The organism is Clostridium intestinale (assembly GCF_035905475.1).
GTDB classification, from domain to species: domain Bacteria; phylum Bacillota; class Clostridia; order Clostridiales; family Clostridiaceae; genus Clostridium_T; species Clostridium_T intestinale.
The window spans coordinates 418,907-439,419 of record NZ_CP121166.1; the positions used below are offsets into that span (position 1 = coordinate 418,907).

Sequence of the window (20,513 nt, forward strand, 5' to 3'; positions counted from 1 at the left end):
ATATAATATTACATAAACATTTAACAAATGTAAATATATGGAGGAAAAATTAAGAAAATTATAATAAAAAAATCCAAATCTGAAGAATTGTAATTTTTTAGCAATACTTTTTCAGATTTAGATTGATAATAAATTATAACAGATAAATAATTACTCTGTAGGTTCTTTGGCGTTTTTAATTAGTGTTTCTACATCAAAACCAACAGCTTTAAGCTGATTTATAAGATTTTGTACCTCTTTATCTGATAATTTATGAGGGTGATTTTTAGATATTTCAATCTCTATTACCTTACCATCAACTTTAGATTTATATACGTTTGAATTTGATTCAACTTTGCGAACATCTGAATTACCTATAAGATAATCTAAATTAACGTTAAAATAGTTTGCAAAATCTTTTAATGCATCTATCTCTGGAATTCTTTTATTGTTTTCGTATTGAGAAACTGCTGATCTAGTAAAAGAGTAATGATATTTATTATTAAAGTCATTAATTAATTCTTCTTGCTTTAATTTTTTTTCTAATCTAAGTGTTTTAAATCTTTCTCCAAAAGTACTCAAAATATCACCTCCTATCATAATTGTAAAACAAGTTAACACTAATAGAAACTTTTGTAACGATAAGAATACATAATTTTGTAGAAATATTAATAAAAAATTATTGACTGTTTTATTTATGTTACATATAATTAACTCATAAAGTAACGGTAATAGCACATAAAAGGAGGTGCAAGTGTTGCAAATCTTACATTTATATCTTTAGGAGTATGAAAGACTGTACTCTTAAAGATATGAAAAAAATTTATAGAAAAAGGTAACACAAAAGATACATTTGATGTTTGGTATTAGTTTTTGTAAAAGATTCATTTAATATGAAAAGAAATGTATGGAGGAAATCACCAAGATATTATAAATCTAAATAAATTAAGGAGAAAATGATTTTGAATATTAAAATTCTACAAGATTATATAAAAAGGTGTACACATATGAAGATTACTCCAACATGGAAGGGCTTAAAAAATTTCAAGTGGTTTTATTTTTAAATGAAGGAGAGGGTTTTATGGCTGATAATAGGAAATATTACTATCTGAAACTAAAGGATAATTTTTTTGACAGTGAAGAAATAAAGATATTAGAAAGCTTACCCAATGGTATATATTACTCAAATCTCTTAATTAAATTATATTTAAAATCCTTAAAGTATGACGGGGCACTTAGATTTAATGATTTTATACCCTATGATGAGAATATGATAGCAACAATAACTAATTTAAATATAGATACTGTTAAAAGTGGACTTAACATATTAAATTCTATGAAGCTTATAGAAAGGCTAGATGATGGCACTATGTACATGATGAATATACAAAGCTTTATAGGAAAATCCAGTAGTGAGGCTGATAGAAAGAGACTTTATAGAGAAAGAATAGAAGAGGAAAAGACTTTAATAGGTCAAGGTAAAAGGGAAAATAGTGGACAAATGTCACAAAAAAGTCCTAAAGATGTCTCAGAAACCAATGGGACATTTTTGGACAAACATTCACCAGAGAGAGAGATAGAGAATAAAGATAAAGAGTTAGAGTTTAAAGAGAGAGATAGAGAAAAAGAAAGTTCCAATAATCATAATGAAGATATTGAAAGTCTCTCTCAAGGTCTATTAAGTTACTTTAGTGGTATAACAGGGGATACTGAAGAGATATCACTAACAGCAGTTAAGGTATCTATAGCTAAGTATGGAGTTGAACATGTAAAGATGGCTATGAACACTGCATTAAAAAGAAGTAAACCTACTATGAAATATATAAATGGGATACTTAGAAATTGGGAGAAAGAAGGGTATCCAGTTAAAGGGGAGGAGGATTTCAATGGAAGCATTAACGAGAATAATGAAACAGGTAAAGGAGAGAAGTACAACCTTAAAAAGCAATGGGGAAGAACACTCACTGAAAGAGAAAGAAATGAAATATGTGAAGAAATCTTATAAATGTGAAAAGTGTCGTGATACAGGTTGGATATTAGTTCCTCAAAGCAATAGTGCACCGATAGCAATTAGCTGCAAATGCAGAGAACTAGATAAGATAAAAAATGATTGGAAGAGATCAGGCATAAAGATAGAACAAAATAAGCTAACATTTTCGAATTTCTCTGTTTGGAATGAAAGCTCAAGAAAGGCTAGAGATATAGCACTAGCATATTATCAAGACTTTAGTTCCATAAGAACCTTTAGGAAAAACAGTATCCTCTTTTGTGGACAAGTTGGTGGAGGAAAAACACATCTATCAATTGCCTTAGCTTTAAACTTTTTAAAGAAAGGTATAAAGGTTGTGTATATGCCATATAGGGATAGCATTATGAAAATTAAGCAAAATATAATGGATGATGAATACTACCAGAAGATAATTTCTAAATATCAACTAGCAGAAGTACTCCTTATAGATGATTTATTTAAGGGAAAGATTAGTGAATCTGATATAAGCATAATCTTTGAGATTCTTAATTATAGATATCTAAATAACCTCCCTATGATAATTAGTACAGAATGTGTATTAGAGAAGCTTCTTAACATTGATGAAGCCATAGGTTCCAGAATATATGAGATGTGTAAGGGCTATATTATGGAGATTCAGAAGGAGAGCGGTAATAACTATAGGCTGAGGTAGGGGGAGTGAGTATGAGTTTAAGCAAGAGGAATCCTTCTTTTGTATGGGGATTTTTTGAACTGTTCTAAAGTTGTAATACCAAATCTAAAAAAATTCACTTAGGAAAACACTGAATATTAAACGTTTTTTCCTAAGTGATAAATTGAAATATAAACTCACACAGCTATATATATTTTATTTTTTAAATTGCCATAGCAATTTCATATGCATCCCAAATAGCTCCCATTAGGTTAGATACCTTTGTTGCATCTCCAATTAAATGTACATCTGCACCACAATCTTTTATTGCTTCATATAAAGATTTATCACTGATGTATCCAATACTTGCTATAATTGTGTCGGCATCTAATTCAACAGTGCTACCGTTTTCCTCAAACTGCACACCTTTTGATGTGATTGCAGTAACCTTTGTATTAGTATGAACACCAATTTTATGAGATATTACAAGATTTTGAAGCATAGTTTTATTGGCAGCATTTAAGCCTTTTACTTGTAAAATATCAGGAAGCATTTCAAGAATTTCAACTTGTTTGCCTTTATCTTTTGTTAGGCTATATGCAATTTCAACTCCAGTAAGTCCTCCACCTATAACAACAACTTTTTCTCCTATAGGTTTTGTTCCTAACAATGCTTCAACTGCAGTTATAATTTTTTCTGAATTTGCTCCATCCACATTTAGTTTTCTTGCAGTAGAACCAGTTGCTACGAAAATAGAATCTGGATTAGAGGCTTTGATGATATCATCATTTACTTCTGTATTCATATGAACTGTAACGCCAGTATCTTTAAGTTGTTTTACATACCATTGTATTAATTTTTTATCTTCTTCTTTAAAACTCATAGAAGCAGCAGGAATAAAAACTCCTCCAAGACTATTTGTACGTTCATATAAATCTACTTTATGGCCTCTAAGTGCGCTAACTCTTGCAGCTTCCATACCACTTATACCACCACCGACAACCATAACATTCTTTTTAACATCAGAAGGTTTAATTTCATATTTTCTTTCCATGTTAACTTGTGGATTAACTGCACATGAAGTATATTTTCCAGAGAAAAATCTCTCCAAACATCCTGCATGACATCCTATACAAGGTCTTATATCATCTAAATTATCATTTTGTACTTTATTTACCCATTCAGGGTCAGCAAGTAGAGCTCGTCCAATAGAAATAGCATCTATATTTCCACTTGCAACTGCCTCTGCTGATATTTCAGGATCATCCATTTTACCTGCACATATAACAGGAATATCAACAAATTGCTTTATATATTGAGCATCTGCCAAGTTACATGCTTTCGGCATATATACTGGAGGGTGTGCAAAATACCATGATTCATATGTTCCATTATCTACGTCTAAAGCATCGTAACCAGCATCTTGAAGAATTTTTGCTATTTTAGCACTCTCTTCTAAATCACGGCCAAATTCTTCAAACTTTTCTCCAGGAAGAGCACCTTTATCAATACCCAATCCTTTCATATAGCTTTTAACACTATATCTTATCAAAACAGGAAAATCTTTTCCGCATTTCTCCTTTATTGCTTTTACTGTTTCTGTAGCATAGCGAAGTCTATTCTCTAAGCTTCCTCCATATTGATCTGTACGACGATTAGTACATTCCATAGAAAATTGATCCATCAAATAACCTTCATGAAGGGCATGAACTTCTACCCCATCAAACCCTGCTTGTTTTACAGCATAAGCTCCATCAGCATAAGATTGTATAAGAAATTGAACTTCTTCTGTTGTTAATGCACGATGCATAGTTTCAGGATGCCAAACATTTGGATTTTCTGATGAAGAAATGGGGTCATTATCTAAAAAGAAACCATCTTTACGATTTCTACCGGCACCGTTTGCTATTTGAATTATAATTTTTGCACCATATTTATGGACTTCCTCTGTAAGCTTTTTGGAAGCTTCTATATAAGAATCACCTGCTGTTGCTAATGTAGCTCTCATTGAGTCAAGTTTATTCTGACATGCTATACCTGTTGTTACAATTAACCCTACACCACCTTTAGCACGTGCTACGTAAAAATCTACACCTTGTTGATTAAAACTTCCGTCAGGATTTTTTGAATGTGAGCCCATTGGAGCCATAGCTATTCTGTTTTTCACTTCCATTGTACCTATTTTCATAGGGTTAAATAATGCATTAATTTTACCTTTCATAAAAAGCACCTCTCTCTTATAAGTTAAAAAGAATTTTGTTACCGCGGTATACTTTCATTGTATACTGCGGTATACTTTATGTCAATATTTTAACAATGATAAATTTATATGTTTCACTAAATATGATATAATGGCATATATACATCGGAGGGATAAATATGATAGAGAATATAAAACATACGATTTTGGTTAAAGCTATTGAACTTTTTAAGAAAAATGGGTTTGATAATGTAACTATTAATGAGATATGTGAAAACTGCAGTATTACAAAGAGGACATTTTATTATCATTATGATTCAAAGAAAACTCTACTTTTAGATTATTTTTCTTTAGTAGATGAAGATATAGAAACCACTTTAAAGGATATAGATAATGAAAAAACATGGCTTGATAAATGCTGGAGAGTAAAACAAATTCATGCAAGCGGTATTGCAAATTTGAATGCAGATATATTAAAAAATTTAATTAAAATCGATATGGAACAACAAAATCATATGTTTAGCTTTAGTTTAAATGATTTTGACCCGAATTTGAAAAGATTGCGACAAATGGTTATTGAATACACTCGTAAAGCACAAGAAGCAGGAGAGATTGACGCAGATACTTCTGCTGAAGATTTATCATATTGTTTTGCATCTGCATTTTTGGGATTAGCTGTACACTGGAGTTCAACAGGAGGAAACTATGACCTGGTAGAAGCATCAAAAAAGTATTTTGATTTAATCTATAAAAAAAATTCAAGTACTAAATGATAGTTAGATTATAGCAGGATTTATGCTTTATATTAATTCGCTTACACAAGGAGGTCTAAATGCCTAGAACACGGAAAATAGCCTTCTAAAATAGAATGAAAATTTTAGGAGGTATAAATTATGAAATTTAATTTAATAGATATTGAGAATTGGAGTAGAAAGACATACTTTGAGCACTATCTAAATAATGTTAGATGTACTTACAGTATGACTGCAAATATAGAAATAACTGATTTGTTGCATGAAATTAAACTTAAAAATATTAAGTTGTATCCTACAATTATTTATATGATTTCAACTATAGTCAATAAACATGAGGAATTTCGCACCTGTTTTAATGAGAATAATGATTTAGGATTCTGGGATGAGTTAAATCCAAGCTATACTATTTTTCATAAGGAAGATGAGACATTCTCAAATATTTGGACGGAGTATAATGAAAAATTTTCATTGTTTTATAAGAGTTATCTTTGTGATATAAAGAAATATGGTGATATTAAGGAGTTTACTCCAAAGTTGAATGATTATAATAATGTATTCCCAATATCAAGCATTCCTTGGTTAAGCTTCACAGGATTTAACTTAAATGTGTATAATGATGGAACATATTTAACACCTATTTTTACAATAGGAAAGTATTTCAAACAAGATGAAAAAATATTTATTCCTATAGCAATACAAGTACATCATGCTGTTTGTGATGGCTATCATGTGAGTAGATTTATCAATGAGATGCAGGAATTAGCTATAAGTTCTCAAGATTGGTTAGAAATTAAATAAATATGATATAATTGATTAATATTTGCGAAAAAAGTGTGAATATAAGGAGGATTTAATATGGCAATTGGTACTTTTCTCATTACTGGATGGATTCTAAGTTGGTTTAAATTTGATGAAATAATTGTTCAAACATTCAAGGAGTTGTTTAATAAGGATATAACGAAGGCAACCTACTATTTTATATTTTTTTGTTTGGGTATTTTTGGTGAAATAGTTTTACTATTTCAAGGTGCTTATTATGAATATTTCTTACGTTAGATAAGATTACAACTTAAATTTATGCTATTTTACAGATTTCTATATTCTCCAATTGAATAAATAAGATAAACAAAAATGAGATACTTTATTATTCAGAAATGAATGTATGGTATCTCTTTTTATTCTACAATACAAAAATATATCTTAGCATTAGTTGACATATGTAAGAATTATAAATATATTAATTATTGATAGGAGTGAATGGAATGGATAGCAAAATAATTAATATTGTAAAAGAAATTAATCAATTAGAATATGCATGTAATAGCATGCTCACAAAAGAATATGAAAAATTACTAGATGACAATATTAGCAATAGTCAGATTATTGTATTAGGGCATATTCATGAAAATGAAAGTATTTCTACTAAAGAATTAGCAAATTTGATGAATATTTCTCCCAGTGCTATTAGCCAGACATTAAATAGACTTGAGAGTTCAAAGTACATAAAACGAACCATTAACCCTGATAATCGTAGAGAAATTATTGTTCAATTAGATATAAAGGGCGAAGAGTATATAGAAAATAGCAATAAATTAGAGCTAGAAATTATTGAACGTTTTTATTCAAAAATGAGTTGGGAAGACTTACTTAATTTAAAAAATATTATGGGAAAGTTCGCTGAAATAATAAAGGAAGAGCAAGAAAGTAAAGAATAATATACAATAAACTTTAGTATACAGAAAGTTTGTAGAAGGGATATTTTCATTTTTGAAAATATCTCTTTTTTAATGATTTAGAACTAATTTGTTAAAATCCTTATAGTTGACAATGATATTTAGTTAATGCATATTAATAATTAAGTAAACTTAATCATTTTTCTTTAATATTTTAAAAGAAAAGGGGGGAAAATGAATGCGTATTTTCGAAATATTACTTTTTGTTGCAAGTATTTGTTTATGGTTAAAAAGAATTTGGGGAGGGTTAGTACTTAAAAGCAAGGTATATTGGATATTATTTTTTAGTGTAGATATTATCCTATTTCTTCACATTATTATAGAGGGTGCACGTTGGCAGATGAGTTTTATCTATATTAGCTTAATAATAGGCTTAATTTTAGAGAGCGTGAGTATATAAAGGTCTTAATAGTACAAGCAATAGTTTAACACGTTCAGTAATTTTAACATTTATCTTAGGAATTTTTTCTTTAATATCAATTAGTATTTCAATTGTATTTCCTGTTTTCAAGTTAGTAGAGCCTACAGGGGTAAATTCTGTAGGAACTTCAAATGTTATATATACTGATCAATCCCGAAAAGTTTCTAATGGGGAACCTAGGAAGATAAATGTCCAAATATGGTATCCAGCTGAAATACAATCATCAATAAAAAAAGAAAAATATATTTCAAATTTAAGTGAATATTCAGCTGCTATTCATAAAGTGTATGGAGTACCAAAGCTGCTATTAAGCTATCTGAGTTTAATAGATTCACATGCATATAAAGACGCTCCATTTACAGAAAAAGTTGAAAAAGCATCTGTTATATTTTTTTCTCATGGAAATATGATGGGGCAACGATTTACGAATACATTTCAAGCTTTAGAACTTGCAAGCCATGGGTATATTGTTGTAGCAGTGGAACATCCAGAAACTGCTTTAATGTCAGTCTATTCAAATTCAGATTTTGTGACTTTTAAAGATACTTCTTCAGGATTACCAATGGAATATGAAGTTCAGAACAGAGTGTCTAAGCCTGTTATTGAGCAACAAACACTTGATATAGAATTTGTATTAAAACAAATTCAAGATATGAATGAAAAAAGTGACAATCCTACAATAATTGACAGAATGGATTTTGATAGACTAGGAATCATAGGACACTCACAAGGAGGAGCCACTGCAGTTGATGTAATGTATAAAAACAAGGGATTTAAAGCTGCAATAGATATGGATGGATATCTTTACGGAGAAGAAAGAATGGAAGCATTAGATAGACCATTACTAATAATGAACGGAAAATTTGAGTATGAGGAGTTAAAAGATTCAATAGAAATGTCAAATTCCGAGCAGGCAAGAAGAAAGATTGTCTTAGGTGATTTAGGAACTTCAATTGATATAAAAGAAGCAGGACATTTAAGTTTTACAGATATTCCTTTATATTCACCGATTATAAAAATCTTAAGTCCCAAGACAAAGCAAAATCATAAGATTATTAATGAATTGACATTGGTTTTCTTAAATAAGTATTTTAAAGAAGATATAAAAGATTTTAACTCTCTCCTAGATACATACCCAGAGATCTCGTTGGGTAAAAATTGAATTTAATTTTAATATAGATATGGAGTGAAAATGAATTTGTGGAAAAATATAGTATAATTAATTTATATATAATACTACGAATTTAAATAAGGAGATGAGTTTATGGGAATATACGAAATAGATTCTCAAAATATCCTGATGGTATCTAGACTTATGTCAAATATTAAGCCAGAGTGGTGGGATATTGAAGATGCTACGCAACAATTAAGTGAAGGCACAGGTTGGTATTTTGGCACAAGTAAGGATACTCCCAAAGGATGGATATTATGTAAATCCTATGAGGGTTATAAAACTGGTGAAATTGAATGTCTTGGATATGACAATAATGGAGTTTGTGAGATTGGGGAAGCATTACAACCTTTAATTGAAAAGTCAGAAGAATGGGCAAGAGAAAAAGGATTTGTTAACATGCGTTTTACAATAGGATCAAGTGGATTATCCTGTCATGGAAAAAACTTAAGGAAGCCTTGGGAAGAGTTAAGAGATATCCAAGCTATTGATAGAGAGGAATATAACTGGTTTCTATCAATGGGATACATACCATCTGGTGTACTACCTAACATCTATGGAGAAAAATATCATGGAATTCTATTAGTAAAAACTTTATAAGTTAAATATTGATAGTTCCTGGGATAAAAGAATAAGTTTAAAAATGCCGTAGTATTCAATGAATATGCGGCATTTTCTATTACAAAATAACTAACCTTCTAAAGATTTAGTATTACATAATATGTTAAAGATGATATGATTAAGCTATGATTATTATCTATATAATGGAGATGAGCATATGCAGATATATGAAATTTTAAAAGAACTTCGAGAGAGTATGGCTCTTGATTTTGATGAAAGAGCAATAGAATTTAAAAACTATATGGATATCCTTAAGTTAGAAGTAACTAATAATCCATCCAATATAGAAGCCTATTGTCTTATGGCAATGATAATTTGTGAGTTGAGAGAAGATAGCTATAAATCTATTAAAATATTAGAGCAATGTTATTTAGAAAATAAATCAAGTTTTTCAAATAAAGGTTTTGCCTTATGGGCCACTGATATGGCTTATTTTCTGCTTGAAGAGTGTACTGATAGGAGTGAAGAAGCTGAACTGTTACTTACAAAAGCTATTAACTGCGATTCAAATTATGCAAGTACTTATTACGCCTATGGAAAATTCTGCTTTATAAAAAAAGATTTCAATAATGCATCAAAGCTATTTCATAAAGCAGCTGAGATATCAGAAAAAAAGCCATATAAATATTGTGAAGCAGTTAGTTTATTAGCAAATTCTAGTCAAGAGGAGGGTATTGCGATATTAAAATCAATATATACCTATCCATTTGAAAGTGAAGAAATTGATGTGAAAATTGCACTAACACTAGGAAGAGCCTTGGCTTTAATTGGGGAAATTGATGAAGCAAAGAAGATAGCTCAAATATTATTGAAAACTAGTTATAAAGAGTTTGATATAGAAATTGATGAAATGGCTGATTTTATGTTTTTATTAAAAGACTACAATACTTGTATTGAACTATACAATAAATATCAATTTTTTGAAGATAATAGCTGGCTTAAAAAATATTTTTATTCTTTAAAGCAAATAGGACAAACAGATACAGCTCAAAAAAAGCTGAAAGAAATTACAAAAAAAATAGAGAAAGATATTATCGAAGAGAGAATGAATGTTGAGGATTGGGATGATTATACAGAATACGAAAGTTATATTTGTTCTGAAACTAAACGATTAAAAGATATACAAGAGGAATACGATAAGATTTTTACTCATTCAGTTAATATAGTACCAGATATATATTATGATATTTACTATGAATGCTATTATATTCACTGCCCAAGACATTATGTATAACAGAATTGGTAAGCAGTAGAAATGTTTTATGTTTAATTAAGTTTGTTCTTTAAAGATTTATACAAATCTAGCTTAACTAAATTTAATGGGAATTTATAAAATAAATGATATAATAATACTAAAATTAACTTGTAAATATAATACTTGGAGTAATAAAAAATATGAAGAAATTTTTGAAAGTTCTATTGTTTTTAATAGTAATTTTAAGTATAGGATTTGTTTACTATTCAAAAGTATATAAAATAAAAAATGATATAGAAGTAGTAAAAAATAGTTTAATGAAGTTTATAAATAGACCTACAATTATAACAAAGGATATTGATATTAAAGAAGAATTAAATATTGATAACAAAAAATATGTTTTATTTTTAATTAATAATAAACTAGGTGATGCTGAACTAACTAAAGGAATTAATAATAAATATAAAATTAATACTGTGGGGTATGGTAGTGGCTCATCAAGAGATGAAATAAGTAAAACTAATAAGGGGAAATACCTCATATTAAAGGGTAAAAACCTTGATAATATAATTGCTTACATAAAAGTATTGTTGGATGATAAAGAGTATAGAATTAGCGTTCCTGAAAAGGAGTATTATATGGTTTACTGTTCAGTACCTAATGAAACTGAAAGTACATTTTTAGATATTAATAATGTGAAATTTTATAATAAGAGTGACAATGACATTACAGATGATATATTGAAAGGTTAAATTTAATAACTGGTTTTTCTGATGGGGATCTAGTTGTAGTAAAATAGTAATACTAACTGATTAAATATAGAATTTCTTGAAAAGTAGTAGGATTTTATAAATCTTGCTACTTTTCTTTATTTTAAATTATTAAGAAATAAGTGATCTTTAAAAAGTTGAATAATATATTTTGGGAAAATATGATATAATTTGCTTGTAATTGTAAATATTAATATACAATGTTTAGCTATGAGAAAAGATATTCAGTTGGAACTATATAAAAAGTATTATATTAAATAAATCTTATTAGAAATAAATAAGATTTTCACTAAACTCTCGATATTCTACTTTTACTCTATTAATTCTACCTGCGGTGGGTTTAGATATATTAAGCCTAGAATTATAATTTTATTATAGTAAGGAGGTATAAATATGGATGCAAAAAAGATTGGGGTATTTATAGCGGATGCTAGAAAAAAGAAAAAACTTACACAGGCAGAGCTTGGGGAATATCTAAATGTAACTGACAAAGCAGTCTCAAAATGGGAATGTGGTAAGTGCCTACCAGATAGTTCATTATTCGATGAGATAGGTAAAGTATTGGAGGTTTCAATGAGTGAATTGTTAAAAGGTGAATATATTGAACAAGAAAATATAGTGATAGAAAGTAATAAAGCCATAAATCTGCTACTTAATGAAGTTCAAAAATTAAAGAGAAATGAATCGTTGGTTGGAGCTTTATGTGCACTATTAATATCATTTATAACAGCTATTTATTCTGCTATATGGAAACCAGGTGAAAAATTTTATCAACAATTTTTCTCCGGATTTATTGAAGCAATAAGTGGTACATGTCTTGTTTTAGGAATATTACTTATATTTTATACATGGGTTAAATATTCAGGGAAAAACAATATTAGGTAGTTATGGGAGGTTTAAAATGATTAAGATTAGGAATGAAGAAAAAACAGATTATGAGAAGGTTGAAGAAATCACAAGAAAAGCTTTTTGGAACTTATATGTCCCTGGGTGTGGTGAACATTATTTGGTTCATGTTATGAGATCCCACAAAGATTTTATTCCAGAGTTAGACTTTGTTATTGAAGTTGATAATGAAATAATTGGTAATGTCATGTATACAAAAACAAGGCTAGTTGATGAGTCTGGTGAAGAGAAAAATATTCTTACCTTTGGTCCAGTTTGTATTTTACCAGAATATCAGAGAAAGGGATATGGGAAAAAGCTATTAGAGTATTCCTTTGAAGAGGCCATAGCACTTGGTTATGATGTAATCGTAATATTCGGAAACCCAGGTAATTATGTAAGTCGTGGATTTAAAAGCTGTAAAAAGCACAATGTGTGTCTTGAGAATGGCACATATCCGTCCCCAATGATGGTAAAAGAACTAAAACCAGAAGCTTTAGATGGCAGGAAATATATTTACTATGAGAGTCCTGTATTTGAAATAGATGAAAAAGATGCAGTACGATTTGATGAAGGTTTGGAAAAGTGGGAGAAAAAATACCAGCTAAGTCAAGAAGAGTTTTATATACACAGTCATTCTATTATACAGTAATTTAACTCTAATGGGATAAGAATAAAATAGGAGGAGTAGTTATGAAAAGATCAATGATGCAAGCATATGTTACAAGAAGCGATGAGGCTGTGGCTCTTTATCAAAAGGCTTTTGATGCAGTTCTAATCAGTAGTTATCTAAATGAAGATGGAACATTTTTTCATTCAGAGCTAGATATTGAAGGGGAGATTTTAGCCGTAGCAGAACGAAATTCAGATATTGGTAAAGAAACGGTTACTGGCAATGTAATGCAGTTTTGTTTACATTATGGAGAAGGTAATGAAGAAAAGGTAAGGAAAGCTTATGAAGTGTTAAAAACTGATGCAACAATCTTGATGCCCCTTGCACCATGTGAATTCAGTTCACTTATGGCAGATTTCATTGATAAGTATGGTATTAGATGGTGCTTATTTGTATAATGCGACTTTTTAGGTAAAAAGGAAAAAATGAGCAAAATATGAAACTGAAAAGTTCTACTTTATATAATATATAATGTTTAAGTTTTTAAGATCAATTTTAAAGTGATGGAAACCTAGCTGATTGAATTAGTAAAAAGTGATGAGAAAAAATATTTGATGTAAACAGTTGCGATGTATTTTATTTATGATATAATAAAAACATAGAGTTTAGGATTGTTATTATTAAGTTAAGCAAGACCTGTTTCTAAGATTTATTCTTGAAACAGGTCTTTTTTGTTTTGAAAGGAGACGTTGAAATGAAAGTAGTAAGTCCTATTGATGGAGAAATGAAGTTGTTAAATGATGTAAATGATGAAGCTTTTGCAAGTAAAATGATGGGGGATGGTATAGCTGTAACTCCTAGTAATGGGATAGTATATGCACCTGTTAGTGGTGAAATAACAATGCTATTTCCGACAAATCATGCATTAGGAATTAAGACTAAAGAGGGGGTAGAGTTGCTAATACACATAGGTATTGATACTGTGGAACTTAATGGAAGAGGTTTTACTGGTTTAGTTAAACAAGGTGATGTTGTTGATATTGGAGATAAATTAATAGAATTTGATGTAGATTTAATGAAGAATTCAGGATATGAAAGTGATGTTATGATAATTATAACTAATACATCGGATTTTAATTCTATTAATTATATTTCAAAGGATACTCTTAAGCATGGTGATTATATTCTTGAAATAATGTAGGTGAGATATGTATATAAAACACATATTAAATAATAATGCAGTAGTTACATTAGATACAACTGGAAAAGAAGTTATTGTTAAAGGTAAAGGAATAGCTTTTAAGAAGGCAGTTGGAGATGAGATTGATGAAAGCAAGATAGAGAAAAAATTTGTTCTTGATAATAAAGAAACAAGTCGTAATTATCAAGAAATAATAATTAATATACCTAGCGACTGTATTGAAGTAAGTGAAGAAGTTATTGAAGTTATAAAACAAAATATTGATAAAAAGTTAAGTGACAAAATATATGTAACTTTAACTGATCATATTTCTAATTTACTAGAAAGAATATCTATGGGAATAACATTTAATAATATTTTATTATGGGATGTTAAACGTATGTATAAAGAAGAGTATAAGGCAGGCTTAAAGGCAGTTGAGATAATCAGAGAGAGATTTGATATAAAGGTATCAGATGATGAGGCCAGTTTTATAGCTTTGCATATTGTAAATGCTGAGATGAATGTAGAATTTGAGAAAGTTTTTGATATTACAGCAATGATTGATAGGGTATATTCTATTATAGAAGAAGAATTTAATTTAGAAGTAGATAAAGACAGCTTGGCATACAATAGATTTATTATTCATCTTAAGTTTTTTTTTGAAAGAATTGTCAATAAACAAAGTCTTGAAATAGATACCTCGGATAATCTCTTAAATATGATGAGAAAAGAATATCCAAAACAATACGACTGTGTTGAGAAAATTGTAGACTATATTTCCTCGAAATATTCAGAACCTATTGATGGAGAGCTTATATATTTAATGTTGCATGTAGTAAAACTAACTAGTTAAAAAGAGAGTTTTACTTATTATATAGTGTTATTAATGGAGGTGAGTTTTTTTTAACTGGATGGTTACGGTAAGGCCGGCTAGACCTTTATTTTATTAATTAAAATTATTAATTATAAGATGGAGGTAATTTGTATGAATTATGAATTATTAGCAAAAGAAATTATAAAGAAAATTGGGGGAAATGAAAATGTTAATAATGTTGCTCACTGTGCAACAAGGCTTAGGTTTAATTTAAGAGATAAAGAAATTGTAGATGCAGAAGAAGTTAAAAAAATTGAAGGTGTTATGGGAGTAGTCGATAAAGGGGGGCAATTTCAATTAATTATAGGGCCTCAAGTAAGCAGCTTATATGATGAAGTAATAAAACTAGTAGCTCATAAAGACGTTGTGGAAGTAAAAAAAGAAAAAATACAAGAAAAGAAATCTTTTAAGAACATTATAAACACTGTGTTTGACTATCTTGCAGGAAGTTTAACACCATTAATACCTATTCTTTTAGCTGCATCACTATGTAAAACTATTGCAGCTATTATTGGTCCAAGTTTGTTAGGGGTAGTATCAGATACCAGTGATATTTATACTCTATTTACTTTTGTAGGGGATGCAGGGTTCTACTTCCTACCAGTTTTTGTAGGATATACAGCTGCTAAAAAGTTTGAATGTAATCAAGCTATAGGTATGTTACTTGGTGGAATACTTATACACCCTACCTTTATAAATATGGCTCAAAATAAGGTTTCATTTAGTGTTTATGGAATCCCAACCATAATACAAGGATATTCAAGTACAATTATTCCAATGATGCTAATTGTTTGGGTTATGTCATATGTAGAAAAATTCTTTAAGAAATATTCTCCAGATGTATTAAAGGTATTTTTAATTCCTTTTGGAACATTAATTGTAATGTTACCTCTAGCATTATCTGTTCTTGGACCTTTGGGAGGATTTTTAGGAACTTATGTCTGTGAAGGAATATTAGCTATAAATAGAGTTGCGGGTCCATTAGGCGTAGCTATAATCGGAGGAACTTTTGCTATATTAGTGTTAACTGGAATGCATCCTCTATTATTTACTTACTTATTTGTTACATTTCCAACTATAGGCTATGATAACTTCTTATTGCCAGGAATATTATGTGCAAGCTGGGCAGGAACAGGAGTAGCTATAGCATGTATATTTAAATTTAAAAATAGAGAGAAAAAATCTTTAACTTTTGGATATATAACTACATGGTTTTTAGGAGGAGTAGGAGAACCTCTATTATATGGTATATCAGTTACTTACAAAACACCGTTATATGCTGGAGCTATTGCAGGTTTTGGTGCAGGATTAGTTGCAGGGTTTTTAAAGCTTACTGCATATGTATTAAATACATCTAATGGAGTTTATGGATTAGCGGCTTTTGTAGGAGGCTCGACATCAAATTATGTTGCATTAGTAATAACTGTTGCTGCATCTCTTATAATAGGTTTTGTAGTTATGTTATTTATGAAACTTGATGAAAATATAAATTAGGGGTGATAAAATGGAGTTTTTTAAATCAGAGAAATTAAGTAATAGATTATATCGTATTACTGAATTTAGTGGAGTATGCTGCTATCTGATAGTTGGAGATAATAAAGCCTGCCTTTTAGATACTTGTTGTGGTTATGGAAATATTAAAGAGTATGCTGAGACATTGACAGATAAACCTATATTTCTAATATTAACTCATGGGCACTATGATCATATGGGGGGAGCAGCTCTATTTGATGAAGTATATATGAATCTTGATGATATGCCTGTATTTAAGAATCATGGAGATATGAAGTTAAGGATCAAAGAAACAAAAGCATTTCCACAGACTGCTCATGTTAAAGAAAAGGATATTGTTCCAACGAGAGTTGAAGAAATCAAAGATATAAAAGATGGTGACATCTTTGACTTAGGAGGAATTACAATTAAGATGATTCTTGTGAAAGGACATACACCAGGAATGATGTGCCCTCTTATTCAAGAAGAAAAATCTATAATTTTTGGAGATGCTTGTGGAGTAGGTGTTTTATTATTTGATGAATATTCATCAAATGTATCAGAATATAAAAATAGTCTATTAAATTTAAAGAAATATGAACATTTATATAATACAGTATATCGTAATCATGGTACATTCTTCTCAAATAAAGATTTATTAGATAATGTTATAGAGTGTTGTGATTTAATTCTTGAAGGAAAAGATGATCGTGAACCGGTAGAGATTCACGGATATAAATTATTTGCAGCTAGAAAAACTAATAACGGGCATAGTAGAGCTGACGGAAAAGAAGGAAATATAATGTATGCTTTAGAAAAAGTAAAATAGACTTACAAAGCTCTTCAATGTTATACAAAAAGTTGGGAATACAAAAAAAAGGTTTAGCGAAATGCTAAACCTTTTTATATGGCAAGAAAAATATGAATACTATAAGTCAAAGTACCAAGGGGAGGTAAAGGAAGTTTAATTATTAACAAAAGGTTAACAAATAATGAACAAAAGGTAAAATATATATTTAAATTAAGAAAAGTTGTGTATGTAATATTTTACATATAAAATTAAGAGTGTATAAAACTGCTACACACTTAAGAAAAAGATAAAAATGATTTTGAACACTAGAATAAGTGTATCTATATAATTAATCAAATAGTGTACAAATAGATAATATAGTGTATTAAAAAGCTATGAAAAATGAGCATTTTAGCGTTGTTGACACACTAAAATTCATATAGTATCTTTTATCTATAGTATTAAGTGTATAGCTTCTTTGGGAGGTATTTTGATGAAGACAAATAGAGAAATAATTCTTCAATTCATGAAAGAGAATTCAGACTCAACCAATTATGAAATATCTAAAGGGGTATCTACACAATACTTATCTGAATGTTTAGTTATGCAGAGGACCAATATAAGCAGTATATTAAATACTTTGGTTAAAGAAGGGATTGTTGAAAAGATTAATGGTCGACCGGTTCTATATAAAATTAGAACAAAACACTCTCTCCAAAATGGAGAACAATCTTGCTTTAATCAATTAATTGGTTGTAACGGAAGTCTTAAGAATGCAGTTCAATTGGCCAAGGCTGCAATTCTTTATCCGCAACATAGCTTACATTCATTAATATTAGGACCATCAGGAGCGGGTAAAAGTTATTTTGCTAATTTAATGTACCATTTTGCAATTGAAAATAAAATCATAAAAGAGGATGCTCCATTTATTAAATTCAACTGTAACACTTATAATGACAATTCAAAACTTATGATTGAAGAGCTGTTTGGAAAAGATAGAGATAATTTTGTGGAACAGGCTAGAGGCGGAGTACTATTTATCGATAATATTGAGTTACTTCCTACCATTGGAAGAGATAATCTAGTCAGAATAGTTGAAAATAACAACAATATGAAAAATAATATCGATGTTATCATAATATGTGCAATGAATGACAACGTAAACAAAAATTTAATTGATACCTATAACAGTTATTTTTCAATTAAGATTCAAATGTCAAAATTAGAAGAAAGAACATTAAAAGAAAGACTTGAAATGATTGAAAGGTTCTTTTCTATAGAAGCTAAGAGGAGTAATAAAATTCTTAATATTAACTCGGAACTTATGATATGCTTATTACTTTATAATTGTGAAGCAAATATAAAACAATTAAAGAGAGATATTCAATTAGGGTGTGCTAATGCATATGTAAGAGAATTTAATACTGAAAAAAACAACATATGGATTTACATGTCAGACTTTCCGTATAATGTGAGGACTGGATTGTTAAATTTTAAAAATCATAAAAATGATATAAAAGAGCTGATATCTGATAATTATGAGTATAAGTTTTCTATAACAGAATCTACAATTACTTCTCTTAATGAAAAAAGCTCAACAGATCAAAAGAGTATGTATGATTGGATAGATGAGAAAGTAAAAGAGCTTAGACAAAGGGGAATTGAAGAACAAGATATAAATACAATAATAAGTATAGATATTGAAACTGAGTTTAAGGAGTACAGTAAAAGACTAACCAATCAAGTTATCAATGAAGATCAGCTATCAGAAATCGTAAATAGTCGTATTATAACAATGGTCAAAGAATTTTTAGAAAAGGCAACACAGAAATTCAATAAGGTATATCCTGTATCAATTTTTTATAGTTTGTGTCTGCATTTGAACTCAACTTTGAGCAGAAAAAATAGAGGACAAAGATTAAGCAACGAACAAATAATGGAGATTATAACAAGATATAATGATGAATATGGGTATTGTGTGAAGTTTATAAGTCTTTTGGAAAGAGAATTTAATGTGAGGCTTCCAATAGATGAAGTAGTATTTATAACAATGTTTATGACCAAAGATTCATTAGAAATAGAAAAAAGACATCCAGTAGTTTTAGTTGCACTTCATGGAGATTCAGCTGCAAGTTCAATTGTCAATGTAGTTAATTTTATGAGTAGTAATAAAACCTATGCTTATGATATGCCTTTAGATAAAAGTACTAATATAGCTTATGAAGAGTTGAAATCCTTAATAATAAAAATACATCAAGGAAAAGGAGTATTTGTCATATATGATATGGGATCATTTAAAACATTATTTGAAATGATTTCAGCAGAGACAGGAATAGAGATTAAGTTGTTACAAGTTCCTATTACTTTGATAGCACTGGATTGTACTAGGAAAGTTATGATGGATGGGAGTTTAGATGATATTCATAATAATTTAATGAACAGTTATACTTCTTTATTACCTATAAATCAAGAGAACTATTATAAAGTAAATAGTAAAAAAGTAATCCTGACTTTATGTATGAGTGGTAAAGGAGCTGCTATTCAGATAAAAAGCTATATTGAAAAACATATACAGCTTAATGATATTCAAGTTATTCCTTTATCAGGTATAGATAAAGATTTATTGATAGAAGAAGTTAATAATTTTAAAGAGAAATACGATATACTTTGCGTTATAGGAGGATATGATCCAGAGCTTTTAGGGATACGCTATCTACCAATCACAGATATTTTTCAAAATGAGGCAAGGGAGTTAAAGCAATTACTTAATTTAAATTCAAGCAATATTGAATTTAATGATAATTTTGATGCAATTTTTAATCATTTAAAAGAAGAGTTGGTATTGGTTGATATAGACAAGCTAAAGATACATTTGATTAAAATAATTGATGAAATAAATTATACGCAAGGGTGTAATTTTACTCAGGAGCAAAGGCTAGCATTAATGATACACATAGCTTGCTGTATAGAACGTATACACGAAAAAGCAATCATACCAGTAAAGGTTTTTAAGGATGATATAATTAGCAAAAACTATGACTTATATAAATGCATAAAGAAGAATCTTTCAATTATAGAAGAAGAGTTCAATGTGAAATTTGACGATAATGAATTTGCAAATTTAATATCTATAATTAAAATGTCTAATAAAGGTTAGATAATGAAAAAGAATTACCTTTAAACCGTACGTTAT

Annotated in this window: 21 protein-coding genes; 19 read left to right on the forward strand and 2 right to left on the reverse strand. The window is 29.1% G+C overall.

Annotated features, from left to right (window positions below):
* Nucleotides 1-150: 150 nt before the first annotated feature.
* Nucleotides 151-561 (reverse strand): helix-turn-helix domain-containing protein, encoded by a 411-nt coding sequence (locus tag P8F83_RS02005; protein ID WP_326513213.1) that lies wholly within the window; start codon nt 559-561, stop codon nt 151-153.
* Between the two features lie 499 nt (nt 562-1,060).
* Between P8F83_RS02005 and P8F83_RS02010 the strand changes: the two genes are divergently transcribed.
* Nucleotides 1,061-1,984, forward strand: a complete 924-nt coding sequence (locus P8F83_RS02010) for a phage replisome organizer N-terminal domain-containing protein (protein WP_326513214.1) — start codon at nt 1,061-1,063, stop codon at nt 1,982-1,984.
* Nucleotides 1,959-2,660, forward strand: coding sequence for an ATP-binding protein (locus P8F83_RS02015; RefSeq protein ID WP_326513215.1), 702 nt, complete (start codon nt 1,959-1,961; stop codon nt 2,658-2,660). The genes P8F83_RS02010 and P8F83_RS02015 overlap by 26 nt, the downstream gene beginning before the upstream one ends.
* Before the next feature lie 181 nt (nt 2,661-2,841).
* Here the strand turns inward: P8F83_RS02015 and P8F83_RS02020 are convergent, their stop codons facing one another.
* Complete coding sequence (locus tag P8F83_RS02020; protein WP_326513216.1) at nt 2,842-4,839, reverse strand: oxidoreductase; 1,998 nt, start codon at nt 4,837-4,839, stop codon at nt 2,842-2,844.
* A 158-nt stretch (nt 4,840-4,997) separates the two neighbouring features.
* Between P8F83_RS02020 and P8F83_RS02025 the strand changes: the two genes are divergently transcribed.
* From P8F83_RS02025 to P8F83_RS02105, 17 genes are all read left to right on the forward strand, one after another.
* The gene (locus P8F83_RS02025) at nt 4,998-5,591 is read left to right on the forward strand and encodes a TetR/AcrR family transcriptional regulator (protein ID WP_326513217.1); all 594 of its coding nucleotides are present in this window, start codon (nt 4,998-5,000) and stop codon (nt 5,589-5,591) included.
* A 120-nt stretch (nt 5,592-5,711) separates the two neighbouring features.
* Entirely contained in the window at nt 5,712-6,371 is a 660-nt protein-coding gene (catA, locus tag P8F83_RS02030) for a type A chloramphenicol O-acetyltransferase (RefSeq protein WP_326513218.1), read from the forward strand.
* A 57-nt stretch (nt 6,372-6,428) separates the two neighbouring features.
* A complete protein-coding gene (locus tag P8F83_RS02035; RefSeq protein WP_326513219.1) occupies nt 6,429-6,629 on the forward strand; it encodes a hypothetical protein in 201 nt (66 codons plus the stop codon).
* A 206-nt stretch (nt 6,630-6,835) separates the two neighbouring features.
* A complete protein-coding gene (locus tag P8F83_RS02040; RefSeq protein WP_326513220.1) occupies nt 6,836-7,288 on the forward strand; it encodes a MarR family winged helix-turn-helix transcriptional regulator in 453 nt (150 codons plus the stop codon).
* Nucleotides 7,289-7,484: 196 nt separating this feature from the next.
* Entirely contained in the window at nt 7,485-7,706 is a 222-nt protein-coding gene (locus tag P8F83_RS02045; protein ID WP_326513221.1) for a hypothetical protein, read from the forward strand.
* 157 nt (nt 7,707-7,863) lie between these two features.
* On the forward strand, nt 7,864-8,889 hold the full coding sequence (locus P8F83_RS02050; protein ID WP_326514811.1) for an alpha/beta hydrolase family protein: 1,026 nt from the start codon (nt 7,864-7,866) through the stop codon (nt 8,887-8,889).
* A 102-nt stretch (nt 8,890-8,991) separates the two neighbouring features.
* A complete protein-coding gene (locus tag P8F83_RS02055; RefSeq protein WP_326513222.1) occupies nt 8,992-9,498 on the forward strand; it encodes a hypothetical protein in 507 nt (168 codons plus the stop codon).
* A 178-nt stretch (nt 9,499-9,676) separates the two neighbouring features.
* Nucleotides 9,677-10,753, forward strand: a complete 1,077-nt coding sequence (locus P8F83_RS02060; protein WP_326513223.1) for a tetratricopeptide repeat protein — start codon at nt 9,677-9,679, stop codon at nt 10,751-10,753.
* A 161-nt stretch (nt 10,754-10,914) separates the two neighbouring features.
* The gene (locus P8F83_RS02065) at nt 10,915-11,466 is read left to right on the forward strand and encodes a hypothetical protein (protein WP_326513224.1); all 552 of its coding nucleotides are present in this window, start codon (nt 10,915-10,917) and stop codon (nt 11,464-11,466) included.
* A 411-nt stretch (nt 11,467-11,877) separates the two neighbouring features.
* Nucleotides 11,878-12,369, forward strand: a complete 492-nt coding sequence (locus P8F83_RS02070; RefSeq protein WP_326513225.1) for a helix-turn-helix domain-containing protein — start codon at nt 11,878-11,880, stop codon at nt 12,367-12,369.
* 16 nt (nt 12,370-12,385) lie between these two features.
* Nucleotides 12,386-13,021: a GNAT family N-acetyltransferase gene (locus P8F83_RS02075; protein WP_326513226.1), complete on the forward strand. Its 636-nt coding sequence runs from the start codon at nt 12,386-12,388 to the stop codon at nt 13,019-13,021.
* Between the two features lie 41 nt (nt 13,022-13,062).
* Complete coding sequence (locus tag P8F83_RS02080) at nt 13,063-13,440, forward strand: VOC family protein (RefSeq protein ID WP_326513227.1); 378 nt, start codon at nt 13,063-13,065, stop codon at nt 13,438-13,440.
* 296 nt (nt 13,441-13,736) lie between these two features.
* Complete coding sequence (locus tag P8F83_RS02085) at nt 13,737-14,183, forward strand: PTS sugar transporter subunit IIA (RefSeq protein ID WP_326513228.1); 447 nt, start codon at nt 13,737-13,739, stop codon at nt 14,181-14,183.
* A 7-nt stretch (nt 14,184-14,190) separates the two neighbouring features.
* Complete coding sequence (licT, locus tag P8F83_RS02090) at nt 14,191-15,018, forward strand: BglG family transcription antiterminator LicT (protein ID WP_326513229.1); 828 nt, start codon at nt 14,191-14,193, stop codon at nt 15,016-15,018.
* 132 nt (nt 15,019-15,150) lie between these two features.
* A complete protein-coding gene (locus P8F83_RS02095; RefSeq protein ID WP_326513230.1) occupies nt 15,151-16,533 on the forward strand; it encodes a PTS transporter subunit EIIC in 1,383 nt (460 codons plus the stop codon).
* A 10-nt stretch (nt 16,534-16,543) separates the two neighbouring features.
* Nucleotides 16,544-17,359, forward strand: a complete 816-nt coding sequence (locus tag P8F83_RS02100; RefSeq protein WP_326513231.1) for an MBL fold metallo-hydrolase — start codon at nt 16,544-16,546, stop codon at nt 17,357-17,359.
* Nucleotides 17,360-17,813: 454 nt separating this feature from the next.
* On the forward strand, nt 17,814-20,477 hold the full coding sequence (locus P8F83_RS02105) for a PRD domain-containing protein (protein WP_326513232.1): 2,664 nt from the start codon (nt 17,814-17,816) through the stop codon (nt 20,475-20,477).
* Nucleotides 20,478-20,513: the final 36 nt, after the last annotated feature.

Coding starts and splice junctions, on each gene's coding strand:
- P8F83_RS02010 (WP_326513214.1), top strand. CDS start 1,061: ATGGCTGATAATAGGAAATATTACTATCTGAAACTAAAGGATAATTTT.
- P8F83_RS02015 (WP_326513215.1), top strand. CDS start 1,959: ATGAAATATGTGAAGAAATCTTATAAATGTGAAAAGTGTCGTGATACA.
- P8F83_RS02020 (WP_326513216.1), bottom strand. CDS start 4,839: ATGAAAGGTAAAATTAATGCATTATTTAACCCTATGAAAATAGGTACA.
- P8F83_RS02025 (WP_326513217.1), top strand. CDS start 4,998: ATGATAGAGAATATAAAACATACGATTTTGGTTAAAGCTATTGAACTT.
- catA (WP_326513218.1), top strand. CDS start 5,712: ATGAAATTTAATTTAATAGATATTGAGAATTGGAGTAGAAAGACATAC.
- P8F83_RS02035 (WP_326513219.1), top strand. CDS start 6,429: ATGGCAATTGGTACTTTTCTCATTACTGGATGGATTCTAAGTTGGTTT.
- P8F83_RS02040 (WP_326513220.1), top strand. CDS start 6,836: ATGGATAGCAAAATAATTAATATTGTAAAAGAAATTAATCAATTAGAA.
- P8F83_RS02045 (WP_326513221.1), top strand. CDS start 7,485: ATGCGTATTTTCGAAATATTACTTTTTGTTGCAAGTATTTGTTTATGG.
- P8F83_RS02055 (WP_326513222.1), top strand. CDS start 8,992: ATGGGAATATACGAAATAGATTCTCAAAATATCCTGATGGTATCTAGA.
- P8F83_RS02060 (WP_326513223.1), top strand. CDS start 9,677: ATGCAGATATATGAAATTTTAAAAGAACTTCGAGAGAGTATGGCTCTT.
- P8F83_RS02065 (WP_326513224.1), top strand. CDS start 10,915: ATGAAGAAATTTTTGAAAGTTCTATTGTTTTTAATAGTAATTTTAAGT.
- P8F83_RS02070 (WP_326513225.1), top strand. CDS start 11,878: ATGGATGCAAAAAAGATTGGGGTATTTATAGCGGATGCTAGAAAAAAG.
- P8F83_RS02075 (WP_326513226.1), top strand. CDS start 12,386: ATGATTAAGATTAGGAATGAAGAAAAAACAGATTATGAGAAGGTTGAA.
- P8F83_RS02080 (WP_326513227.1), top strand. CDS start 13,063: ATGAAAAGATCAATGATGCAAGCATATGTTACAAGAAGCGATGAGGCT.
- P8F83_RS02085 (WP_326513228.1), top strand. CDS start 13,737: ATGAAAGTAGTAAGTCCTATTGATGGAGAAATGAAGTTGTTAAATGAT.
- licT (WP_326513229.1), top strand. CDS start 14,191: ATGTATATAAAACACATATTAAATAATAATGCAGTAGTTACATTAGAT.
- P8F83_RS02095 (WP_326513230.1), top strand. CDS start 15,151: ATGAATTATGAATTATTAGCAAAAGAAATTATAAAGAAAATTGGGGGA.
- P8F83_RS02100 (WP_326513231.1), top strand. CDS start 16,544: ATGGAGTTTTTTAAATCAGAGAAATTAAGTAATAGATTATATCGTATT.
- P8F83_RS02105 (WP_326513232.1), top strand. CDS start 17,814: ATGAAGACAAATAGAGAAATAATTCTTCAATTCATGAAAGAGAATTCA.